This is a genomic window from Ruegeria sp. HKCCD7628 (assembly GCF_057221005.1).
The window spans coordinates 24039-47044 of the sequence record NZ_JBWVBA010000009.1 but is presented as its reverse complement, the minus strand read 5'-3'; the positions used below and the strand labels follow the sequence as shown (position 1 = coordinate 47044).

Here is a 23006-nt window from a genome sequence, read left to right as displayed (position 1 = left end):
CGCGCGTCAGCCACCGAACAAGCCGCTGAACACGTCAGAAAAACTGTTGAGCAGCGCCATGATAACCAGCACGCCCAAAAAGGCGAAGAAGGCCATGGCAAAAAACTGAAACAGAATCGCACCTACGCCAATCACGGTACCGGCAATTGCAGGGCGCCGTCTTTCGTGACGCAGCAGCCCAATCACAGATACAACGATTGCCAAGGCCCCAAGCATGGCCACGCCGATCTGTAGAAAGTCATCCAGATCACGGCTGCGCGCGACGGGCTCGGGCTGTTCCAGCCCCGCGGCCGAGCGCAGGGTGGACTTGCCGATCTCGGCGGCCAATTCGCCCAGTGAAACGCCCGTCGATTGCTGCGGCGCAAACGGCCCTGCCCAAACCACGAACAACGCGGCAAACAGCGCAAGGGCACCAATACCAAACCCGATCCAGCCGAAAACCGGACTAGCAGTGTCAGTAGATGCAACATCCGTCATCGAACTCACCCCAATATCTGCAAATCGGCCATAGCATAAAACCACGGTAGCATTTGGGAGAACATTATTGCTTGCGGAAAACGCACCGCAACTGTGCCTGTATGACCATATCTCTTCGATTCAGCGATCCGCCGTCAGGCAAGCAGCAAACCAAAGCTATGGAGCGCTGAACGCTCTGGTCGCCGCATCCCATCGCAATCCGGTTTTTTCAGCGATTCCGTGCATCTGCTTGTTCAACGACCTGTCATTCAGTCGACGGCTCAGGCTGCGCAATGGGACCAGATTGCGTTCCCCGTACCCGTCGATCAGCACGAACATCGACACTGAGTCGCGCGTGCCGTAAACGATATTTTGCGCATGAATATCGCGACCCACGATCTGAAAGTCGAACAGCTTGTGAACAAAATCATTCAGCTTGTTCAGAACCTCGGGGGGCAGCCGGCGCTGCTGGCACAACGACATCAGATCCTGCGCCAGCGAGCCGTCCTCAGATTCCATACGCTCGACCACAATGCCCGGCCCGGCATCCGTTTGCACAACGCCAAAAGACCGGGCCAATGGCATTTTCGCGATATCCGGGCCGCTTTTCAACGCCGCCTTCATCTCGCACTCCAGCTCTTGCAATGCATTGCGATAGACCGAGTCCGGCAGCAAATACCGCACAAAGCGCTTGGCAAAAGATCGGTTGGGCCGCGTGCGCGAGCGCGTCACCTTGATCAGAAGATCGGATTGGTCAGGGTAGGCGTAGACGTTTCTGTGGCCACCTGTGGCAACAAGATCTTTGTCGGACAGGTGAACCAGTTGCACTGGAAAGATCATTCCGGATCCGCGTGGTAATGACACAAGAATTCTGACGCAGCACGCTACAGCATATCCTGCCCGGCGTCAGCCCTTGTAACAGTTTTATGTCAGATTGATTGCGCCTCTTCGGCCGCGGACCCTTTGAGAATGTATTTGCAATCGCAATAGGGGCATTCGACCCAACCAGTGTCTTCAGGGATTTGCAGCCAGACACGTGGATGGCCCAGTGCCCCTTCGCCACCGTCACAGGCGACACGGGTGGTTTCCACGATCTTGGTTTCCGGCGCTTCGATGGTCACGGTTGGCGATCCTTCTTCGGTTGTCGGCCTCGCGGGCATGTATTAGGTGCGTTTATGAGCGATGAGCAAACCGGGGGCAAGAGCCACATGAGCGATGCGGCAATCAGGATCGAAGGTCTGCACAAGACCTATCGCGGCAGCAAGGCACAGCCCGAGAAACACGCGCTAAAAGGCGTTGACCTGACGGTCCCGCGCGGGTCGGTCTTTGGATTGCTGGGGCCAAACGGGGCCGGGAAATCGACATTGATCAACATTCTTGCCGGGCTAGTGGTTAAATCGGCCGGAACGGTCTCTATCGGCGGGTTTGATCAGGATAAAAATCCGCGCCAGTCCCGCGCAGCAATTGGCGTAATGCCGCAAGAGCTGAACCTCGATCCGTTCTTCACCCCGCGTGGCGCCTTAGAGGTTCAGGCCGGTCTTTATGGCGTCCCCAAGGCCCAGCGCCGCAGCGACGAGATTCTGGAACTGGTCGGCCTTGGCGACAAGGCCGAAGCCTATGCGCGCACTCTGTCTGGGGGTATGCGTAGGCGGCTGCTGTTGGCGAAGGCTCTTGTGCACCATCCCCGCATTCTGGTCCTGGATGAACCCACGGCGGGCGTGGACATCGAACTGCGCCAGATGCTCTGGACCAATGTGCGCAAACTGAACGAACAGGGCATGACGATCATCCTGACCACGCATTACCTGGAAGAAGCGCAAGAAATGTGTGACGAGATCGCGATCATCAACCACGGCGAAAAGATCGCGCAGGACAGCACCGCCAACCTGCTGAGTCGCATGGACAGCCGGACAATGGTCATTGCTCCGGACAGCCCGGTGACCGAACTGCCAACAGCGCAAGGGGTCGAGGCCACTCTGCGTGACGATGGCAGCCTGGTGCTGCAATATCGCAGCGCTGCGACCAGCGCCGAACAAGTTCTGGAATCGGTCCGCACCGCAGGCATCCGTATTCGCGACGTCCGCACCGAAGAGGCAGACCTCGAGGATGTGTTCCTCGCCCTGACATCCGCACGCGGATAAGAATTTGACCGTTAGACTCGATCTATCCGCGCCTGATAACAGTTGTTCCGCGCGGACCGGATGTGGATATAGGCCACATCGGGACGAGCAAAGATATCACTGATCTTTGCGCCGATCCGATCTGTGGGCGTAATCTCTCCGGTGCCATAGACGATCCGATCATCCAACCCGTACCCTTTGATCAGATAGTCGGGAGAGGTGGTCAGAATCTCGGGCATCTCATCCCCTTCATACTGTTCACACGGGGCGGCACACAGAAAGATCGGACCCGTTTCCGCGTAGGGTTGTGTCTCAGAAAAAGGGCGATGCGCCAATATCAGCATCTCTTTTCCTTCCGGAATGTTCTGCAGGCAATGGCGGCATGGATTGCCCGCACCTTCGGAAACGGCGCGCTCGGGCGAGGCGCCATATGCGTCCGGCCCTCCGGCCTGAAGCGCGCGGACTTGGCGGGTGGGCAATGCTGTGATCTTGAACATCTCGGGTCTCCTTTTTCTGCCACCCTGCCCAGAGGGGACACTGCAAGCGACCCGTTTCCTGCGCAAAGGACTCGAAAAAGAACAAAAGGTGAATATAATGTGGAATCGCCATGTATGCCGAATTGTCGATCACGTCGAATTTCACCTTTCTCACCGGGGCCTCGCACCCCGAGGAGTATATGCAGCGTGCCGTCACACTTGGTCTGCCCGCCATCGCGATTGCCGATGACAACTCGGTCGCCGGGATCGTGCGTGCCCATACCCAGGCGCGCGAGATCACCCGAAAGGTGCGCGAACGTATCGAATGGGAAGGGCAGAACACGCCCATCGGCCCGCCCTGCCCCGATCATATCCCCAAACCGCCCTCCTACCCGATCCACGCCGTGCCGCGCCTGATCCCGGCAGCCCGGCTGATCTTCACCGACGCGCCCACCGTCACCGCCCTGCCCCTGAACCGGCAGGGTTGGGGCAACCTGTGCCGTATCCTGTCGAAAGGCCGCCTGCGTGCGGAAAAAGGCGACTGCATCCTGCACCTGTCCGACCTGTTGGAATTCTCTGACGGTCTGCACCTGCTGCTCTGGCCACAAGCGACCCGGTCGCAGGGCGGCGCGAGTGCTTGGCGGACACAGGCGCAACAGCTGACGCGCCGCTTTGCCGGGCGGATGCATCTGTTGATGCATCCTCGGTATGATGGCGCAGACAGTGAATATTTCATTTTATTAGAGACTGAATCAAAGCAACTCAACCTTCCCACCCTCGCCAGCGCTGCGCCGATGATGCACCATGGTACCCGTCGCAAACTGGCCGATGTGCTGACCGCCATCCGACTGCGCCGCAAGGTCGACGATCTGGGCCGCGACGCGCTAGCCAATGGAGAGCAGCGCCTGCGTTCGGAATCCGAGATGCTGCGCATTTTCAAAGGCCATGAAGGCGCTGTCACCCGCGCCCATATGCTCAGCGAACAGTTGCAATTCTCGCTGGATGAGCTGCGTTACGAATACCCCAGCGAGGGCAGTGACCAGGAAACCCCGACCCAACGCCTGCACCGTTTGGCGCATGAGGGGCTGAAATGGCGGTATCCGGCAGGAGCCTCGGAAAAAGCCAAAAAGATGCTGGCGCATGAACTGACCCTGATCGGCAAGCTGAAATATGAACCCTATTTCCTGACCGTCCGTGACATCGTCACCTTCGCCCGATCCCGCGATATCCTGTGTCAGGGACGCGGCTCAGCAGCCAACTCCGTCGTCTGCTACTGCCTCGGCATCACCGAGGTCAGCCCCGAGCTGGGCACGATGGTGTTCGAACGCTTCGTCTCCGAGGCGCGGGACGAACCCCCCGACATAGACGTCGATTTCGAACATGAACGCCGCGAAGAGGTGATTCAGCACATCTATGACCGCTATGGCCGCCACCGCGCGGGCCTCTGCGCAACTGTGATCCACTATCGCGGCAAGCGCGCCATCCGCGAAGTGGGCCGGGCGATGGGCCTGACCGAAGACACGATCTCGGCTCTGTCCTCACAGCTATGGGGGTTCTTCTCGGCCAAGGGGCTCGAGGCGGAACGGATGCGCGAAATCGGTCTTGATCCCGAAGATCGCCGCTTAAAACAGACTCTAACATTGGTTTATGAGATCGACGGCTTCCCCCGTCACCTCTCGCAACACGTCGGCGGGTTCATCATCACCGAGGGGCGGTTGGACGAACTCGTCCCCATCGAAAACGCCACGATGGAGGACCGCACAGTCATCTGCTGGGACAAGGACGATATCGACAGTCTTGGTATTCTGAAGGTCGATGTCCTCAGCCTTGGGATGCTGACTTGTATCCGCAAGGCGTTCGATTTGATCACCCAGCACCATCAGACGGGCTATACCCTCGCCACCCTGCCGCCCGAGGACCCGGCGGTGTATGACATGCTGTGTAAGGCGGACTCGGTCGGGGTGTTTCAGGTGGAATCGCGCGCGCAGATGAACTTTCTGCCACGAATGCGTCCGCGCAATTTCTATGATCTGGTGATCGAGGTCGCCATCATCCGCCCCGGCCCCATTCAGGGCGACATGGTCCACCCGTACATCCGCCGCCGGAATGGCGAAGAGGAGGTCAGCTTCCCCTCGGACGCGCTGGGTGAGGTGCTGGGCAAAACGCTGGGCGTGCCGCTGTTTCAGGAACAGGCGATGCAGATCGCCATCGTCGGCGCGGGCTTCACCCCCGAACAGGCGGACCGGCTGCGGCGGTCGCTGGCGACGTTCAAGAAACATGGTAATGTCAGCGAATTCCGGTCCTTGTTCCTGCGCGGGATGGAGCGGAACGGCTATGAACAGGATTTCGCCGAACGCTGTTTTTCGCAGATCGAAGGCTTCGGCTCTTACGGTTTCCCCGAAAGTCACGCGGCCAGCTTTGCGCTGCTGGTCTATGCCTCGGCCTGGATCAAATGCCACCATCCGGGGATTTTCGCCTGCGCGCTGCTGAATTCACAGCCCATGGGATTTTATGCCCCAGCGCAAATCGTGCGCGACGCGCGTGAACATGGGGTTCAGGTGCACCCCGTCTGTATCAATGCCAGTTTCTGGGGCAATGTGATGGAACCCGACGGTCACGGCGGGTTGGCTCTGCGGCTGGGGTTCCGCCAGATCAAGGGCCTGAGCGAGGAAGATGCCAGCTGGCTGACCGCCGCGCGCGGTAATGGCTACCATCAGGTGGATGATGTGTGGCGTCGTGCCGGACTTGGCCCCTCGGTAATCGAACGGTTGGCTGAGGCCGATGCCTTCTCCGCCTGCGATCTGACAAGGCGCGAGGCGTTGTGGCAGGCCAAAGCGATTGCCACCGCGAAGCCCTTGCCGCTGTTCTCGCAGGATCTGGAGGGCGAGGCGCTGGACGAGCCCGCAGCCTATCTGCCACAGATGACGCTAGGCGAGCAGGTAGTCGAAGATTACGTGGCCACCCGCCTCAGCCTCAAGGCGCATCCAGTGGCCCTGATCCGGCATCTGCTGACGCCCGAGCCGCGCGACAAAACCACACCTGTTGCGTGACGCCCAAACCGGGTATCGGCCCAGAACAGAGTCGAAAACGGACCAAACATGACCCGCCCCACGCTGCCGCCGCGCTTTCCCGCGACCCCAGATCAGATCAATGCTCAGGTCGCCGCCTTTTACGCCCGCGTGCGCGAGGACGCGGTGCTAGGACCGGTCTTCAACACACATGTCCAAGACTGGTCCACGCATGAGGAAAAGATCGCCGCCTTCTGGCGCAACGCCATCCTGTATGAGCGCAGCTATGACGGCAATCCGCAGCGGGTCCATATTGAACGGCCCGACGTGCAGCCCGACATGTTCGCCCATTGGCTGGATTTGTTCGAAGAGGTCGCCACCCAGACCTTACCCCCGGAAACCTCCACACCATGGGTCGCGCTGGCCCGAAGAATCGGCGTGGGGATGACGGCCGGTGTGCAATCTGCACGCCAACCCAAACACGCACCTCCCATCCTGCGTTGATCCCAGGGCATGGCAGTTTTGCCATGTTAGCGGTAAAATAGGGGCTATGCGGGTCGGCCAAATGAGTTTACTCAGGGGTACGACAGCCCCAATGCGCTGCGCCCCTACACCGACACATCACCCGAGGCCGCCTCATGAGCACTCAGAACACCACCCTTCGGGGGCTTGGCTATGCGTTTGCGGGCTTTGCCGTTTTTGCGAGCCACGATGTGCTGATCAAAGTGCTGGGTAGCACCTATTCGGTGATGCAGATCATCTTTTTCGCAACGCTGTTTTCCTTTGTGCCAATGGCGGTGACGATCCTGACCGACCGGACAACGGGCAATTTCCGACCACATCATCCGTGGCTGGTCCTGCTGCGCTCGGCCCTGATGGTGACATCCATGGTCTGCGCCTTCTACGCTTTCTCGGCGCTGCCGCTGGCCGAGGTCTACTCGCTGTTATTCGCCTTCCCTCTGTTCGTCACCGTCCTGTCGATCCCGATCCTGGGGGAAGTCGTGCGCGCACAGCGTTGGGCCGCCGTCGGCTGTGGCCTGATCGGAGTTCTGATCGTCCTGCGCCCCGGTGCCACGGATATCACTCTGGGGCATCTCGCGGCCCTGACTGCGGCGTTTTCCAGCGCGTTAGGGTCTGTTTTGGTACGCAAGATCGGGAATGAGGAACGCTCGGCCGTACTGATCCTTTATCCGATGCTGCTGGCCATTGTGGTCATGAGCTTGATGCAGCCCGCTGTTTACCAACCACCCTCGCTGCTGCATCTGGCGATGATGGCGCTGGTGGGCGTGTTTTCGGTCATCGCCCAACACCTGATCATCCTTGCCTATCGCGCCGCGCCTGCAGGCGTGGTCGCCCCCAGCCAATACAGTCAGATCATCTGGGCTACATTGTTCGGCATGGTCTTTTTCAACGAGCGGCCCGATGGCTGGGTCGCCGTTGGGGCCAGCATCATTATAGCCTCAGGCGTCTATGTGGTCTGGCGCGAAAGCCGGGCGAACACCTCGTCGGTCAATACCCCGGTTCTGAGGGTCCGCTCGCCCCGGTCCGACACAGGCGCAAGCCGTCCCGGCAAATAAAAACGGCGCGCCATTCACAGCGCGCCGTCCTCGAAATCGCAGGTTCAGGGCCTTAGTAGACCACAACCGAGCGGATGCTTTCGCCCTTATGCATCAGGTCGAAACCGTGGTTGATGTCGTCTAGACCCATGGTGTGGGTGATCATAGGGTCGATCTCGATCTTGCCTTCCATGTACCAGTCGACAATTTTTGGCACATCGGTCCGGCCCCGCGCGCCACCAAAGGCCGTCCCGCGCCACGAGCGGCCCGTGACCAGCTGGAACGGACGGGTCGAGATCTCGGCCCCCGCAGGTGCCACGCCGATGATGATCGACTCACCCCAGCCCTTATGCGCCGACTCCAGCGCAGCGCGCATTACGCCCACATTGCCGGTGGCGTCAAAGGTGTAATCGCCGCCGCCTTTGGTCAGGTTGACCAGATAAGGAACCAGATCGCCTTCAACCTCGGCCGGATTCACAAAATCGGTCATACCGAACTTGGTCGCCATCTCGACCTTGGCCGGGTTCAGGTCAACGCCAACAATCTGATCGGCCCCAGCCAGACGCAGGCCCTGAATCACGTTCAGACCAATGCCGCCCAGACCGAAAACGATGGCACGGCTGCCGATTTCCACCTTGGCAGTGTTTATGACAGCGCCGATACCGGTGGTCACGCCGCAACCGATATAGCAGATTTTGTCGAACGGGGCGTCCGGGCGCACCTTGGCCAGCGCGATTTCCGGCAGAACCGTGTGGTTCGAGAAAGTCGAGCAGCCCATGTAGTGCAGGATTGGATCACCATCCAAAGTCGAAAAGCGCGAGGTCCCATCAGGCATCAGGCCCTGTCCCTGCGTTTCACGGATCGCCTGACACAGATTGGTCTTGGGATGCAGACAGTATTCACACTCGCGGCATTCGGGGGTGTAAAGCGGGATCACGTGGTCGCCTGGCTTCAGGCTGGTGACGCCTGGGCCAACCTCAACCACGACGCCTGCGCCTTCATGGCCCAGAATCGCGGGGAACAGCCCCTCAGGGTCGGCACCCGACAGGGTGAATTCATCGGTGTGGCAGATGCCGGTGGCCTTGATTTCCACCAGAACCTCACCCGCTTTGGGGCCTTCAAGGTTCACATCCATCACTTCCAAAGGTTTGCCCGCCTGAACGGCGACGGCGGCACGGGTACGCATATCTTTGTCTCCCTGTCTTCTTTGCCCCGACCCTGCGGCAATCGCAGGAGGTTTTCAACTGCGCTTTGGTGACAGGTTTGTTAAATATCTGATATTGCAGAAACGACATTGCCGGAAAGAGGAACGCCAATGTACCGTTTTATCCCCGCGCTGGCCCTGCTGGTCGCCTGCACCCAGACACCCGCGCCCGAGGACGCGCCCCTGTCGCCCGAACCTGCGCCGGTTGATCTGGCGTTTTGTCTGGGTGAGCCCTTTGCCAATTCCATTGGTCAACCTGTCTCGACCATTCAGGCCCAATTGCCTGAACGGTCCCGCGTTCTGGGGCCCGACGGCATTGCTACGCAAGATTACCGGATCGACCGGCTGAATGTGTTTGTAGATGAGACCGGGATCATTCAGCGCCTGACCTGCGGCTAGGCGTGGACTCGGCAGACGATTCTACGGTAAGAACAAAATGAGAACATTTTGATGTCTGCCGATGCCAAAACGCCGAATACTCTCGCTCTGGTTTCCTCGTCTGGGGGCTGAACGGCTGATCCGCGCTGCGCGGGGGCTGCAGGATGGGCCTTTGGCTGTGGTGACCGAGCAGTCGAACATGCAGGTGATCACATCGCTGAACGCCACGGCGCAGACCGCCGGGTTGCGCGTGGGCCAACCAGTGCGCGATGCCCATGCCATGTGCGCCAATCTGGTGACACGCCCCCGCAACGCCCCGGCCGAGGCTGCGTTTCTGACCGCCCTGCGCCGGTGGGTGGGCAAGTTCAGCCCATGGGTTGCCGAAGAAGCCCCCGATGGCCTGATCGTGGATCTGTCAGGCTGCGCGCATCTGTTCGGCGGGGAAGAAGCGTTGTTGAACGTGATCGAAACCGACTGCGCAGATATGGGGCTGAGCGTACAGATGGGCATCGCCGACACGCTGGGCGCGGCCTGGGCGCTGGCGCGCTACGCGGGGCAACAGGCCACCTCCGACCGCAATGGCGACGCCATCAGCCAAGAGGCTCGCGCCACCCGCGCCCGCGCCACCAAGCGGCGGCACTGGACCAAGGGCGGGGCCGCACCGCAAGTGGTGGCTGTGGGCAGTGGCGCGCGGATCGCAGCGCCGGGGCAATCCTATGGCGCGCTCAGCCCCCTGCCCATCGCGGCGCTGCGGCTTGAGGATCAGGTGGTCGCACAACTGAACCGTCTGGGTCTGCGCCGGATCGGCGATCTGTTGGGGCAGCCGCGTGCCTCGCTGGCGCGGCGATTTGGGCGGGGGCTGGTGCTACGGCTGGATCAGGCGATGGGCAGCGCGCCCGAGCCGGTCTCCCCCGCCCGCCCGCCGCATCACTTTGCGGTGCGGATGACCCTACCCAACCCGATCGGCCTGACCGAGGATGTGATGGCCGCCATCGACCGCGTTCTGCCAACGCTCTGTACCAAGCTAGAGGAGAAAGCGCGCGGGGTACGCACCCTACGGCTGGAAGCTCATCGCGCCGATCAGGCCGCCGAGGTTATCGAGGTCGGACTGGCCCGCCCAACCTATGACAAACACCGTATTCGGCCTTTGTTAGAGATGAAAATTGACCAGATCGACGCGGGCTATGGCATCGACATGCTGCGGCTTGAGGCGGTGCAGACGGAACCCCTACACGCCCGCACCATGGCCGGCCATGCCGAGGCCCGCCGCGTCGCCCGCAACCGGTTGGACGGCAACACCGCCGTCGAAGACCTTACGGCCAAGCTGGGCGCGCGGGTCGGGTTGGAGGCGATCACAAGGCGGCACCCGGCGGCCTCGCATATCCCCGAGAAAACCGCACAGGTGCTGGCCGCTGCGTGGTCGGAGCCCGCGCAAGACTGGCCTGCACCACCGCGTCCGCGCCCCTTGCAGATGTGGCAGCCCGAGCCGGTAACGGCCCCCGATACCCCGGACGTGCCCAGCACATTCCGCTGGCGCGGGCGAGACTGGCAGTTGGCGCAGGCGACGGGGCCGGAACGGATCGCACCCGAATGGTGGCTGGATGACCCCAACTGGCGCAGCGGTGTGCGCGATTACTGGGTGGTTGTGACCGAACAGGGCGAACGGCTGTGGCTGTTTTACGGCCACGGAGGCACCATGTCGGCGGGTTGGTTTTGCCACGGTCAGTTTGGATAAATGCCTAATTAGGGTCTATTTTCTGCGATATACTAACCAATCCGGCAGGTAATCGATCAGCCGGATCACCCAGGAAAACGGCGCGGGAAAATCGGTGCGGAACCGGCGACGCCCCATCGCTTTGACCACGCGATTTGCTGCATCCTCGGGCGTCATCAGCATGGGCATCTTGAAGCTGTTCTTCTCGGTCAGGCGGGTCTTGATGAAGCCCGGATTGACGATCCGCACAGTCACACCAGTTCCAGCCAAATCATGCCGCATCGTCTCTGCCAGAGACACCAGCGCGGCTTTGCTGGCCCCATAGCCAATTGCAGCAGGCAATCCATGGTATCCGGCCAGAGACCCGATAAGCGTGATCTCACCCTGTCCGGCCTTGACGAAACCGGGCACGGTTTCCCCCAAAACGCGCATGGCCCCCAGATAATTCACATCGACCATCCTCAGCGCGGTTTCCGTATCCCAATCGCCACTGCGCATGGGATCATAGGCCCCGGCATTATAAACCAGACCATCCACCGCGCCCGCGCCAGCCACTGCGGCGCGAACCGAATCCAAATCGGTCACATCCATGGGGATTGCGCGAGCGTTGGGCAAAGTCTCACACATCTCGGCCAGACGGTCGGCATTGCGCGCGGATAAGATCAGATGAGCGCCCTGACGGCTGAGAGCTTGGGCCAAAGCCCGCCCCAGACCTTCGCTGGCACCAATGATCCAATAGGTTTTTCCGTCAAAGCTGCTCATTCCGCGACCGTTTCATATGTTGTGTTTCTTTTACGACCGCGACGGGGCGCTGGATCAAAAGCAGATCCGCCAGGTCTTCTGTAACCCGAGGTCACAACATAGTGCATTCAAGAAAAACACCTAATCCGATTGATCCACCCCCGCCTATCCTGCGTATCTTATTGTAATACGTTACATAACGAGGCTTGAATGTTCGACGAATCCCGGGGCGGCCGGAAAAAAATCGCAGTCATTGGCGCAGGCATCTCGGGTCTCTCCGCAGCTTACTACCTGTCAGAAAACAACGACGTAACCGTCTTTGAGGCCGAACCCCGGCTGGGCGGTCACGCGCGCACGGTTATGGCCGGAAAGAATGGCGACCAACCGGTGGATACCGGGTTCATCGTCTTCAACTATGTGACTTATCCCTACCTGACCGCACTATTTGACGAATTGAACGTTCCGGTCATCAAGTCGGAAATGAGCTTTGGCGCTACCATTGACAATGGCCGCATCGAATACGGGCTGAACAACCTGCGCACCCTGACGGCGCAGAAACGCAACTTGGCCCGCCCCGCCTATTACAAAATGATCGCCGACATCCTGCGGTTCGGAAAGGAGGCCCCAGAGGCCGCCCAAGACGATGACACCACAATCGGAGAGTTGGTGGATCAGCTACGCCTGGGCCATTGGTTCCGCCACAACTATCTGATGCCCATGTGTGGCGCGATCTGGTCGACCCCAGTTGAGTTCGTGGATCAGTTCCCGGCCCGCTCGCTGGTGCAATTCTTCCGAAACCACGCTCTGCTGGCTAGTGGACGCGCGAAGCAGCATCAGTGGTATACCGTCAAAGGCGGTAGCATCGAATATGTGCGCCGCATCGATGCCGCGCTGCGCGCGCGCGGATGTGATATCCGATTGGCCTCTCCGGTTGATCACGTGAAACGCGACGATGTGGGTGCTACGGTCCACAGCCAAGGGCACGCGGATCAGTTTGACGAGATTATCCTCGCCACGCATTCCGATCAATCGCTGGCCATTCTGGGCGATGCCGCGACCGAAGCCGAGCGCGCGGCACTTGGCGCAATCCGGTATCAGCCCAATACAGCGATTCTGCATTGCGACGAACGCCAGATGCCCCGGCGACGCGCCTGCTGGTCCAGTTGGACCTATCGGTCGCAGGCTGGAAATGTTGGCGTAACCTACTGGATGAACCGGCTTCAGAATATTCCGGACAGTGACCCCCTGTTCGTGTCGCTGAATGCTTCATCAGAAATTTCTGCGGATAAAATCTATGATCAGGTAGAATTTGCCCACCCGGTATTCGACAAAGCAGCCCTGAAGGCACAAGGGCAAATCCGCGAGATGCAGGGACAGAACCGAACCTGGTTTGCCGGCGCCTATAACAGGCACGGCTTTCACGAAGACGGGATTGCCAGCGCGATGCATGTCGTTGCGCAGCTGAACGGCACCCCGCAAACCCTCGGAGCTGAAAATGACACTCTTGCAAAAGGCCCGGCCATCCCTGCCTAAGGGTGGCTTCCGCGCGGCGTTGATTTCGGTGTTGCTGCTGGCCTCTGGCGGGCTTGCAGCCTCACCGGGCCTGAACACGCTGGACAACCCTCAACTGCATGGCACGGCAACCTACCGGTACTTGGGGTTGCCTCTGTATAATGCCCAGCTGTTCACACAGCGCGGTGCGTCGTTTGATTGGGGGCAGGACTTTGCCCTTGAACTTCAATACCGCCGCAACGTGACGAAAAAGGCGCTGATCAATTCGACACTGGATGAGATGGAGCGCATCGGCAGCCCGGCCCCAGTGCGCGATCAGCTTGAAATCTGCTTCAAGGCCGTGAAGAAAGGCGACCGATACCTGGCCGTATCAGATGGACCAGATCGCGTATCTTTCTGGCTGAATGGAGCCAAGACCTGCACGATGTCCTATCCGGGCATCAAGCGCAGTTTCATGTCTGTTTTCTTGGGTGAAAACACACGCTCGGCCTCCTTCTCGCAGAAGTTGCGGGGACAATAATGCTGTATCCGCGGGTCAGCCTCTATGCGCTGATGCTCGCGGCAGCGGGTATCCCGCTTTATATTCATCTGCCGCGTTTCGCCGCCGTCAATCTTGGTATCGGACTGGGCGTAATCGGTACTGTCCTGCTGGTGATACGGTTGGTCGATTTGGTGCAGGATCCTTTGATCGGCTGGGCCATCGATCGTTGGCCCAAGGCCCAACTTGTGTTCGCAGCAATGGCTGCGCTGGGATTGGCCATTGGCTTTCCGGTCCTCTTTAACTTGCCCGAAGGCGCAAGTATCACAGCATTAGTCTCTGTTCTGGTGTTACTGTTTTCGGCCTACAGCCTCGGCACGATCCTTTTGTATGGCCGCAGCGCCACCCTTGCAAAACAGACAGATCCGAAAGAACTGATGACATTGGCCGCATGGCGCGAAGGCGGCCAATTGTTAGGAGTGGTCGTCGCAGCCAGTGCCCCTGCTCTGTTTCTGGCGTTCGGAGCGGCCGCTCAGGGATATCCAGCTTTCGGCATATTCTTGGGCCTGTTAGCGGTGCTGACATGCGCGGTGACGTACCCCATTTGGCTGCGTACGCCGATTACCGGCGATGGGTTATCTTTTGCAGGGCTGGGTCAGGCAGGTGCGCTGCGTCTGTTGGCTTTGGCGCTGGTGAACAGTTTGCCTGTGGCCATCACTTCAACCTTGTTTTTGTTCTTCGTTGAAGATCGCCTGCAATTGCCTGGAAAAGCCGGGCCACTATTGATCCTGTTTTTCCTCAGCGCCGGGGCAAGCGTTCCGCTTTGGGCACGCCTAAGCAACCGAATTGGCCCGAAACAGACTCTGATAATCGCCATGCCCCTTTCGATCGCAGGCTTCATCGGTGCCGCCACTCTGTCGGCGGGGAACCTGACTGGGTTCGCAGTGATCTGTATTGCATCTGGTGCCGCATTGGGCGCGGATATGGTCGTGTTGCCAGCGATGTTCTCGGTCGTACTGACGCGCGCTGGCCTGAACGCATCCGCGGCGTTTGGCATCTGGTCATTTGCGGGCAAACTGGGCCTTGCATTGGCCGCCTTCTTCACTTTGCCGCTGCTCGAACGCAGCGGATTCGCTCCGGGACAAGCAAACTCGGCCGAGGCTCTGAATACGCTCAACCTCGCTTACGCAGTGCTGCCCTGCATCCTGAAACTCGGCGCGTTCGGAATGGTTCTGACGTTGCCAACGGAGGTCACTTCCAAATGACACTTGTTGCCATCCTTCTTGCCGCCATCCTTTTGGTGATCATTGCAAAGCGGAGGTTCCTGAGCTTTCGCTCACAGGTGCCTGCGGACTACGCAAGCACAGGCCCTGCCTTTAACATGAAACAGAACCTGAACGGGGAAATCCTGTCCGAGGGGTTGATCTATGGACCCAACGGCAAGATGACCAACAGCTTTGTTGCCCGTATGGTTGGCGAATGGGACGGAAACACCGGTACACTGGCCGAGTATTTCACCTATTCCAACGGCAAGCAGATGACCCGCAAATGGTATCTGACACTTGGCACTGGCAACACATTTACCGCCACTGCAGATGACATCGTGGGCGAGGGTCAAGGCACGATCTCGGGGTCTACAGTCAAGTTGAAGTACCGGATCATTTTGCCGCAAGATTCAGGCGGGCATACTCTGGACGTGACCGATTGGATGTATCTGACCGAAAACGGTGTGATCATGAACCGATCCGAGATGCGCAAGTTCGGAATAAAGGTTGCCGAACTGGTTGCCACGATGCGCCCTGCGCCCGAGGTCAAGACCGCGCATCTGAACGGGGCGAACGGATATGATGCAGACAGCGACATGAGGCCGCTGCAATGATGATCCGGCGGCTTACTGTCTCAGCTCTGGCGATCGTGGGGATTGTGGCTTTAGCATCTTGTTCGGCCAAGCCGCGCGTTCCAAAGACGTTCCTGTCAGACCGGCAATTGAATCTGGAAGAGTTCTTTGAGGGCGAAACCGTAGCCTATGGGCAGTTCCAAGACGTTCTGGGCAATGTCCCGCGACGGTTTACTGTGGATATTGACGGCACATGGGACGGCAAAACGCTGACGCTTGTCGAAGATTTTGTTTATGACGATGGCGCCACGGAACAGCGGATCTGGACTCTGACCAAAACAGGTGAAGATACGTGGACAGGAACCGCTCCGGGCGTGCTTGGCACCGCCTCGGGTGTCGAGCGTGGGGATACGTTCAACTGGAAATACAAAATCGACCTGCCTATCAAAGAAGGCACAATGCGCGTGAACTTCGACGATTGGATGTGGCTGTTGTCGGATGACCGGTTGCTGAACCGCGCTTATGTTTCGCGTTACGGCGTGCGGTTGGGCGAAGTCATTCTGTTCTTTGAAAAGAAATGAAAAAGGGCGGATCTAAGGACCCGCCCAATAGACTGTATGGTTCAGATCAACTTAGAAGTTGAACTGAGCACCAAAGTCAGCGCGGATGCGGCCGTCTTCGTCACCGTCTTTGATCTCGCCAACAGCGCCACGCAGGGTCGCACCGTTGCCCAGGTCGTAGATGGCACCAACACCGATGTTGCGCGTATCGTCATCCGCATTGCCGTCACCGTAAACGAACTGCAGGGTGGTTGCTGCGCCAACGTTGTAAGATGCCGACAGACCATAGGCAGTGCCGTTTTCGGCATCGTCAGCAACGTCGTCGTCTGCCAGGAACAGGGTGCCGTAGAAATCGCCCAGTTCTGCGCCGATGGTCAGAACGGCCAGGCTTTCTTTTTCAACACCAGCGCCTTCGTCGGTCTCACCATAGGCCAGCGACGCGGTGATGTTGTTGAATGTGTACGAACCGCTTACGTCCCAGCGATCGCGATCGTCAGTCTGACCCGCGCCCAGGAATTGAGTGTCCTGATCATACGAGGCCGAGAACGCGAAATCGCCGACGGTGTAACGGAAGAATACCGCGTTTGCACCGGAACCGGTCGAGCTGTACTCGAGGAACGAGTAGTTAACGCCAACGTACTGGCCAAGGAATTCTTCCAGGCCGGGTTCGTTGCCGAAATAGTCATCCAGGTTGTCGAACGAACCCGAGACGTTGCCCGCGTCAACACGCAAGCCGCCGTAGATGACCGAGAAACGGGCGCCGTTCAGACCAGCTTCGTTCTGTTCACCGGTGGACGAGTCGTCGTCGGCCTGCAAACGAACGCGGCCCTGGAATTCGACACCGCTGTCGGTTTCGACATTGGCGTCGATGTTCAGGCGGAAACGCGACACCAGAATGGTATTGTCGGTCGAAGGATTGTTCACGTTGACGGCGCCGCCGGCGGTCGTGGTTGTGGTTTGTGCAGAACGATCTTCTTCGTAGCCAATACCAAAACGACCGTAGCCGCTGAATTTAACTTCCGCGGCAGCAACGCTTGCGGTTGCGATCAGCGCGGTCGATGCGATGAGGAGTTTTTTCATGGTGTGATTCCATAAATTTCGAGAGGAGGACAGCCGCGCAATTGCGACTTGAGCTTCCATTCTTAGATTTACAGAAATTACGCAATATGTATCTTGCGTTTTTTTGTCAGCGCAATGGAGTTTGTTGCATCTTTGCACTGATCGTTGATCCCGCCGCATGCGGTTAGCGTTTATTTAAGAACCATTCGGGGATTCACCAGAAACATTACAAAGGTGTGATCAACAAAAATGGCGGCGGGCCTTGAAACGGCCAAGCGCCGGACTGTCGCATTGAAAATAAAGGTAAATTCAAAACCCAAATTTTTGAGTGCAGATAAAACGATCTGCATGTCCGATGGTGGTCAATTGCTGGTGTAAAAGAACGACAAACTGCGGCTGGTTCCTCCGGGCGGCAGAGGGAACGGCTCGGCGGCGCGAACTTGCGCGCGGGCAGCGCGGTCGACTTCGGGCGAGCCGGAACTGTCCACCACATCGACAAAGGCCAGTGATCCGTCAGGATTGATCCGGAAGAAAACCTGCGCAAAGCCGCGCGCCGAGACAAAGACGACCGGGGCGCGGTTCAGATGGACCAGAACCTCGCCCGCATAGTTGGTGGTGTCCGAATTCCCGGGCCCTCGCCCACCAGACCGAGTGCCACTGTTGCCTCGGGTGAAGTTATCGACCCCGCTGCGCCGATAGGTGGATAAGGGCGACTCGATCTCTTGCGAAGGGAATCTCAGATCACTGAAATCCCGCGCGCCATTACTTGCGCCCTGCCGTCGGGGTGTCGGCTCGCGTTCGGGCCGTTGTGGCCGGATCGAGGACCGAACAGCCAGTTCCGAATCCGCCTCGGTCTCTTCCGGCTCGGCGGTTGCTTCGGGCAGAACGGGATCGACCGCTTCATCTTCAAGCGGCACAACCGGCACGACGGAAATTTCGGGCACAGGTTCAGCTTCGGGTTCAGGAAGCGCTGCCAGTTCTTCGACCTCCGGTGTCACGGGCGGCGTTTCGGTGGGGGCCTCAAGTTCCTCGGGCAAAACGTCCGGATCGCCTTCGGGTATCTCGACCACCTCTGCTGTTTCCACGGACGGAGTTTCTTCAATTTCATCGCTCGCGGCTTCTTCGCCTTCAGATGTATCTTCAGTCTCAGCCACATCCGGTTCGACTGGCTCGGTTTCTACGGGCTGCACAACTTCGGCCTCACCAACATCCGGTGAGAAGGTCTGCTGAGGGTTTTCCGAGGCGACTAGCGCCTCGCTGACCGGCACTTCAGGTTCCTCTGGCAGTTCTTCGACAACTTCTTCTTCGGCTGGCGGCTCGGGCTCGGGGACAGGCTCCGGCTCTTCCGGTGCTGATGCGGGTTCGGCAAGGTATTCGAAACTGTTGCCCAGTTCAACCGTATCTTGCGCGTCCGAAGTGCCAGCATCCTGAACCAGATTTGGCGTCGTAAAAGCAAGCCCCATGAAATGCAGAAGCAATGACACCAGCACGGCGACAACCGCGATGAAAATGGACCCCCGGATCATTCCAACGCCTTTTGGGTCACCACGAATACAGATGTTGCCCCAAGACGACGCAATGTCCCCGTAACTTCGACCAGACGCGCGCCCAGCGCCTCGCGATCAGGGACGATCCGCACCGGGCCGGGCTCTCGACCTTGCATATAGGCTTCGGGCTCAATCTCTGTTCCGCGAAAACTCAGGCTGCCGTCACTGTGCATTACCAAAGCATCGGGAGGTTCGCGCCCATCCAATTCGGACGTATCCACAAGCTGAAGATCCGGATCCAGCGGCACCGCAACCGTTCCGGCGATCAGAAAGAAGATCAACATCAAAAAGATGACATTGATCAGAGCGATCGTGGAGTCGCGTTTGCGGCGGGGACGGATTGAGCGGATCATTCCAGCACCAAAACGCTGAGACCTTCGCGTCCCCTGAGCCGGACCAAAAGGTCCACCAACCGCTGCGAGGTGGTCGCCTCGCCCAAACTGATCAGAATCTGGCCGGTTTCGACCTGCGCCGTCAGATCATCGAACGTAATGTCAGCACCGTTCAAAGTCAGCGTCTCGGGCCCGAGTTGAACAAAAAACCGTTCGGTCGGGGTATCAGAGGGAGTGCCGCCGCCGGTCGCGTTACTCAGCTCGATTTCGGCGTATTTCGAAAAAGTTGACGTGAGCATGAAGAACAGCAGCAGCAGAAAGATCACGTCGATGAGCGGCGTCATCGACAGCGGTCGTCTGACAAAGGGCGCCCTGTTACGCATGTCCCGGTGCGGTTTCCATGGGTTGGTCAGTATCGGCGAGCGGGATCGCTTGCCCAGGCACAAGGATCGTGCGCAGCGCCTTGTCGGCGAATACTCTTTCACGTGCCGTCCGGCTTTCGAACCAAGACAGGACCATTGAGGTCGGCATAGCCACGGCCAACCCTACGGCAGTCGTGATCAGAGCCACCCAAATTCCGCCCGCCAAAAGTGACGGATCAACAGACGAGCCAGCGGATTGCAGGCTTTGAAACGCCTCGATCATACCCAGAACAGTCCCGAACAAACCCAGCAGCGGGGCCAACTGCGCCACCGTGTCTAACAGGCGAAAGCCGCGTTCAAGCCCGGCCAGCGCCAGCCCGGCTTCGGCATCCAGACGTTGGTCCAGCCCCGGTGCATCCGGCGCATCCATGGCCACTTCGACCAACGGGGCCAGATAGCTGCGGCTTTTGGCCAGCCGCGCGCGCGCCGTCTGCTTGTCGCCATCATCCCAGGCGGCCAATGCCTGCGACAACACCCGGTGCCGTCCAACACCTGACACGGTGAACTGCCAGACCTTATAGAGCGTCACCGCAAGGGTCACGACGGACATGGCAATCAGGATCGCAACAACCGGCCCGCCAAGGTTCAGGATTTCGCGCAGCGCGTCAATCGGGCTCATCCCAGAAGCTCCACGTCTGTGCGGGTACGCAGCTTCAGTGCCTCAATGCAGATCGGACTGTCTGCGCCGTCGACCGAGCATTTCTTTGCACCGTTGATCAGCACTTGGCCGATGGACGCGCAGCTTACGTCGCGCAGGTCAAATCGCCGTAACCGGGGGCGATCCACGGGCAGTTCGCGAAAAGGGTACAGCGTCAGGGTGATCAGACTGCCAGATGTGTCGAAGATAACCGTTTCGAAACTGGCGTCTTCTATGTCGACACCGGTTTTGTTTTCGACCAGGAAGTTCATACGACAGCCCTGTTCGACATCCTGCAAGGCATTCAATTCAATCTGCAAATTCCCCGGCCCACTGTCCTGAGACTGCGCGGCAGACGCGAACGGCAAGCTACAGAAGATCAAAGCCACAAGGGCCGGGCGGAGAAACGGCATTTACGTGCTCCCGATTGTTCAAAGTGGACATCGAAGACCGACGACACTTGACTGGCGATCCGCTACACATAGCGAACACCGCAAGCCGGTAAAAGAGTAGCAGACGGCTTTGTGAATTTCGTGGCAGACCTGCGCCTATTCGGTTGTAGTGTCACCATTTCCCGACGCCTCATCAGAGGGTCGACGCGTTGCGAATGCACAGGCAACCAACCATTCCATCGCGTTCGCCTTCATGTCATGTTCCGCTGTCACGGCGATACTGCGACTTTCGAAGATCTGATTGTAAATCGGCCAGTCATCCTGGAGAGAAGGGTAAATCGACCCTTGTGTCTTTCTCTGCTCCCATTTGTGCATCTTGCCTCCTGCTACTCCAAAGCTGACCTGGCCGGGAATCGTGGCCGTTCCACGCCGGTCGGTCATCAAAGGGTCCGAAAAATCGCGATGCCCCATACCTTGCACAAAACTGACATTGGCGGGATTGCAGCCCAGCCCGAACCACATGCCTTCCGCAGCCTTGTCCAGCAAATCCTGCGGGACGTCCTCTACCAACGCACCGTACATGGCAAACTGCCCGGCTCTCCAGTTCGAGCCGGGACCAAAACGCATCCAACCCCGGCCCCAAGGGTACGTGGCCGTCGTGTGCAACCCGAAATCCCGCCCCATTCTTTCGCCTTTTAAAGCGCGCGATTTTATCCATCGACCGATCGCGGAATACACCTTGCTGTTTACGGGCCTGCCTTCTTTGGCGGCCTTCATATATTCGGTATTGCTGTAGGGATAGACACCCAATCGAACGCCGTCCACAGGCGTATCAGCCTGCGGGGCAAACGGGTTATGAGCTTCAAACGCGGCGCGCGCCTGTTTGTTACCGGTCGCCCGATACAAAGCCGCCGCGGCAGCGACACGGGCCTCGGCGACCCTGCTTTTCGACAAAACGGCCGTCTCATCAGCTTCGTCCATGTCCGGCACGGGTTGCTGTTCCGCCCAATTCCACGCCAACAGGGCTTCGGCAATGATCGCATCGCCCAGCACCTGGTCTGCGCAGGTGTTCTTGATCACATGCCCCAGCTTGGCTGCGCCGAAGACGAACCGATAAGCGGCCCAGACCTCGGGTCCATAGGCATAGATTTTCTGCACCGGGTTCCATGAAACCGATCCAAATATCCCGCTTCTGGAATACTCGACGCCCCCTATGATCGCACCATCCTCGTGCTGTGTGCGACGCCACAAAGACGCGCCCCAAAGTGCCTCGTGGATCAGATCAGGCAGGACGGTTTGACCATCTCCGATATCCTGCGCGTTCTTTTTGGCCTTCACGGCCGGATGCGCGAAAGGTTTGCCGCTTTCAGGCAGATTCAGGTCCAGAGTTCGACAGTGATCATGAGCCTCGACAAGTTCGGCCATGTGAAAGACCACATCCATGTGCTGCACGCGGCGATCCCAGTCACCCGCGTCATGCCATCCACCCCATGCGCTTGGATTGGTCGACATCGTCGACAGTTCGGGCGCGGCGTCGGTACCTCCTGCCCCCTGCACATACTCGGACAGCAATTCAAAAACGCGCGCTTTTCCGTAGCCCTCGCTTGTAACGCCCAGTTTAACGTCCGTTTGCCATATTCTGAGCCCATCGTCGGGGTGGCCGTCGCGCGGCCGCGATATCCCCTCGCCGAATGGTTCCGCAATTTCACAACCGGATCTCTGGTAATAGTACCAGCGGGCAGCCAGTCGAAGGGCTTTGTCGTAAGGTGCAAGTGATACAGGGAAGGGAAAGGACCGACCCAACCCGTCGACATGAAGATGAAAATCTCCCTCGAGATTCAGGTCAGAAAAGTCAGCCTCATATATATCGCAGCCATTGAAATTAAGGTCTTTCCGATGCGGCTCGGCCCCAGGTTTCACTAGTCGCAGACGACCTGACATCGCTTCGGCCCCGTCTTGGGTGGACGTGAGGCGCCAAACCGTGTCCTCCGATACTGCGCCATCCGTGTTTCCGACCCGGCCGTTCTGGTCCTGCCCCCACCACGCACCGACATATGCCTTCTTTGGCCCGGTCAAAGGATATCCGGCGTGACAAACGTGGATCGCTTCGCTGAACGGGTTTTTTTCTCGGCGGTGTTCGATCCTTTTTACAGATGGCCCCTTGATGGCAACGACCGCACCTTCGGGAATGTCTTGATCCAGTTCGAAGGTTACAACATGCCTTTTCGTGCTTTCGAAACGTCCGTTTGCGACTGCCATCGTCTGAACAGGTGTCGATTTGCGGTACAGCGCTTTCACCTGCACGGCTGTACCGTCGACGGTCACTTGCCACTGATCAGCCTCATCAGCCAAAGCCTGCTTTTGATGGTCTTCTTTGCCCAGACGAAACCCGCCCAAGCGGCTGCCCTTCTCGACTTTGGCCCAACTTGTGAAAAGTTGAGGCATGGTTGCACTCTCATTCCCCGAGAAGTTCCCTGACCGACCATTCAACTTCCCAACCGAACCGAAATCCTTTGTTGGGTCCGGCGACCATACGACTCGGTCACTTGCGGTCACTTCAACAGATTCAGGTGCTGC

At 58.9% G+C, this 23006-nt stretch carries 24 protein-coding genes; 11 read left to right on the top strand and 13 right to left on the bottom strand.

The annotated features are described in order from the left end of the window. Positions 1 to 6: 6 nt before the first annotated feature. The 3 genes from AC2TAD_RS17005 to AC2TAD_RS16995 all read right to left on the bottom strand — a co-directional run bounded on the left by AC2TAD_RS17005 (position 7) and on the right by AC2TAD_RS16995 (position 1577). Positions 7 to 477 (bottom strand): hypothetical protein, encoded by a 471-nt coding sequence (locus AC2TAD_RS17005; protein ID WP_480869072.1) that lies wholly within the window; start codon positions 475 to 477, stop codon positions 7 to 9. Positions 478 to 633: 156 nt separating this feature from the next. After that, positions 634 to 1296: a YrbL family protein gene (locus AC2TAD_RS17000; RefSeq protein WP_480869071.1), complete on the bottom strand. Its 663-nt coding sequence runs from the start codon at positions 1294 to 1296 to the stop codon at positions 634 to 636. An 89-nt stretch (positions 1297 to 1385) separates the two neighbouring features. Then, positions 1386 to 1577, bottom strand: coding sequence for a zinc-finger domain-containing protein (locus AC2TAD_RS16995; protein WP_170355833.1), 192 nt, complete (start codon positions 1575 to 1577; stop codon positions 1386 to 1388). Between the two features lie 87 nt (positions 1578 to 1664). Between AC2TAD_RS16995 and AC2TAD_RS16990 the strand changes: the two genes are divergently transcribed. Next, positions 1665 to 2597, top strand: a complete 933-nt coding sequence (locus tag AC2TAD_RS16990; protein WP_480869212.1) for an ABC transporter ATP-binding protein — start codon at positions 1665 to 1667, stop codon at positions 2595 to 2597. A gap of 11 nt (positions 2598 to 2608) precedes the next feature. On the opposite strand, the gene AC2TAD_RS16985 is transcribed toward AC2TAD_RS16990, so the two are convergent. Beyond that, on the bottom strand, positions 2609 to 3073 hold the full coding sequence (locus tag AC2TAD_RS16985; protein ID WP_170755163.1) for a DUF1203 domain-containing protein: 465 nt from the start codon (positions 3071 to 3073) through the stop codon (positions 2609 to 2611). A gap of 110 nt (positions 3074 to 3183) precedes the next feature. On the opposite strand from AC2TAD_RS16985, the gene AC2TAD_RS16980 reads away from it, so the two are divergent. The 3 genes from AC2TAD_RS16980 (at position 3184) to AC2TAD_RS16970 (ending at position 7637) form a co-directional block, all read left to right on the top strand. Next, positions 3184 to 6102, top strand: coding sequence for an error-prone DNA polymerase (locus AC2TAD_RS16980; RefSeq protein WP_480869070.1), 2919 nt, complete (start codon positions 3184 to 3186; stop codon positions 6100 to 6102). A 48-nt stretch (positions 6103 to 6150) separates the two neighbouring features. After that, positions 6151 to 6564, top strand: coding sequence for a group III truncated hemoglobin (locus tag AC2TAD_RS16975; RefSeq protein WP_480869069.1), 414 nt, complete (start codon positions 6151 to 6153; stop codon positions 6562 to 6564). 134 nt (positions 6565 to 6698) lie between these two features. Then, entirely contained in the window at positions 6699 to 7637 is a 939-nt protein-coding gene (locus tag AC2TAD_RS16970; RefSeq protein WP_170355825.1) for a DMT family transporter, read from the top strand. A gap of 52 nt (positions 7638 to 7689) precedes the next feature. Here AC2TAD_RS16970 and AC2TAD_RS16965 read toward each other — a convergent pair whose 3' ends face one another. After that, positions 7690 to 8802, bottom strand: coding sequence for an S-(hydroxymethyl)glutathione dehydrogenase/class III alcohol dehydrogenase (locus AC2TAD_RS16965; protein WP_480869068.1), 1113 nt, complete (start codon positions 8800 to 8802; stop codon positions 7690 to 7692). 129 nt (positions 8803 to 8931) lie between these two features. Here AC2TAD_RS16965 and AC2TAD_RS16960 point away from each other — a divergent pair, with 129 nt between their 5' ends. Further along, on the top strand, positions 8932 to 9219 hold the full coding sequence (locus AC2TAD_RS16960; protein WP_480869067.1) for an I78 family peptidase inhibitor: 288 nt from the start codon (positions 8932 to 8934) through the stop codon (positions 9217 to 9219). A 61-nt stretch (positions 9220 to 9280) separates the two neighbouring features. Further along, positions 9281 to 10933: a Y-family DNA polymerase gene (locus tag AC2TAD_RS16955; protein ID WP_480869066.1), complete on the top strand. Its 1653-nt coding sequence runs from the start codon at positions 9281 to 9283 to the stop codon at positions 10931 to 10933. Positions 10934 to 10948: 15 nt separating this feature from the next. Here AC2TAD_RS16955 and AC2TAD_RS16950 read toward each other — a convergent pair whose 3' ends face one another. Next, the gene (locus AC2TAD_RS16950; protein ID WP_480869065.1) at positions 10949 to 11674 is read right to left on the bottom strand and encodes an SDR family NAD(P)-dependent oxidoreductase; all 726 of its coding nucleotides are present in this window, start codon (positions 11672 to 11674) and stop codon (positions 10949 to 10951) included. Between the two features lie 189 nt (positions 11675 to 11863). Here AC2TAD_RS16950 and AC2TAD_RS16945 point away from each other — a divergent pair, with 189 nt between their 5' ends. The 5 genes from AC2TAD_RS16945 to AC2TAD_RS16925 are packed head-to-tail and all read left to right on the top strand — an operon-like array spanning position 11864 to position 16061. Next, a complete protein-coding gene (locus AC2TAD_RS16945; RefSeq protein WP_480869064.1) occupies positions 11864 to 13186 on the top strand; it encodes an NAD(P)/FAD-dependent oxidoreductase in 1323 nt (440 codons plus the stop codon). Further along, entirely contained in the window at positions 13149 to 13685 is a 537-nt protein-coding gene (locus AC2TAD_RS16940; RefSeq protein WP_480869063.1) for a hypothetical protein, read from the top strand. The genes AC2TAD_RS16945 and AC2TAD_RS16940 overlap by 38 nt, the downstream gene beginning before the upstream one ends. Further along, positions 13685 to 14908 carry an MFS transporter gene (locus tag AC2TAD_RS16935; protein ID WP_480869062.1) on the top strand — a complete coding sequence of 408 codons (1224 nt, stop codon included), beginning with the start codon at positions 13685 to 13687 and terminating at the stop codon, positions 14906 to 14908. The genes AC2TAD_RS16940 and AC2TAD_RS16935 overlap by 1 nt, the downstream gene beginning before the upstream one ends. Further along, a complete protein-coding gene (locus AC2TAD_RS16930; protein WP_170355811.1) occupies positions 14905 to 15522 on the top strand; it encodes a DUF3833 domain-containing protein in 618 nt (205 codons plus the stop codon). Before AC2TAD_RS16935 ends, AC2TAD_RS16930 begins: the two co-directional genes overlap by 4 nt. Beyond that, entirely contained in the window at positions 15519 to 16061 is a 543-nt protein-coding gene (locus AC2TAD_RS16925; protein ID WP_170355810.1) for a DUF3833 domain-containing protein, read from the top strand. The genes AC2TAD_RS16930 and AC2TAD_RS16925 overlap by 4 nt, the downstream gene beginning before the upstream one ends. A 51-nt stretch (positions 16062 to 16112) precedes the next feature. Here AC2TAD_RS16925 and AC2TAD_RS16920 read toward each other — a convergent pair whose 3' ends face one another. The 7 genes from AC2TAD_RS16920 to AC2TAD_RS16890 form a co-directional block, all read right to left on the bottom strand. Continuing rightward, positions 16113 to 17120 carry a porin gene (locus AC2TAD_RS16920; protein WP_170355807.1) on the bottom strand — a complete coding sequence of 336 codons (1008 nt, stop codon included), beginning with the start codon at positions 17118 to 17120 and terminating at the stop codon, positions 16113 to 16115. Between the two features lie 341 nt (positions 17121 to 17461). After that, positions 17462 to 18625, bottom strand: a complete 1164-nt coding sequence (locus AC2TAD_RS16915; protein WP_480869061.1) for a TonB family protein — start codon at positions 18623 to 18625, stop codon at positions 17462 to 17464. Continuing rightward, positions 18622 to 18999 (bottom strand): ExbD/TolR family protein, encoded by a 378-nt coding sequence (locus AC2TAD_RS16910; protein ID WP_170755151.1) that lies wholly within the window; start codon positions 18997 to 18999, stop codon positions 18622 to 18624. The genes AC2TAD_RS16915 and AC2TAD_RS16910 overlap by 4 nt, the downstream gene beginning before the upstream one ends. Beyond that, on the bottom strand, positions 18996 to 19322 hold the full coding sequence (locus AC2TAD_RS16905) for a biopolymer transporter ExbD (protein WP_170356050.1): 327 nt from the start codon (positions 19320 to 19322) through the stop codon (positions 18996 to 18998). Before AC2TAD_RS16905 ends, AC2TAD_RS16910 begins: the two co-directional genes overlap by 4 nt. 31 nt (positions 19323 to 19353) lie before the next feature. After that, positions 19354 to 20019: a MotA/TolQ/ExbB proton channel family protein gene (locus AC2TAD_RS16900; protein ID WP_170755150.1), complete on the bottom strand. Its 666-nt coding sequence runs from the start codon at positions 20017 to 20019 to the stop codon at positions 19354 to 19356. Continuing rightward, on the bottom strand, positions 20016 to 20450 hold the full coding sequence (locus AC2TAD_RS16895; protein ID WP_480869060.1) for a hypothetical protein: 435 nt from the start codon (positions 20448 to 20450) through the stop codon (positions 20016 to 20018). The genes AC2TAD_RS16900 and AC2TAD_RS16895 overlap by 4 nt, the downstream gene beginning before the upstream one ends. A gap of 135 nt (positions 20451 to 20585) precedes the next feature. Then, positions 20586 to 22874 (bottom strand): glycoside hydrolase family 9 protein, encoded by a 2289-nt coding sequence (locus AC2TAD_RS16890; RefSeq protein ID WP_480869059.1) that lies wholly within the window; start codon positions 22872 to 22874, stop codon positions 20586 to 20588. Positions 22875 to 23006 lie beyond the last annotated feature (132 nt).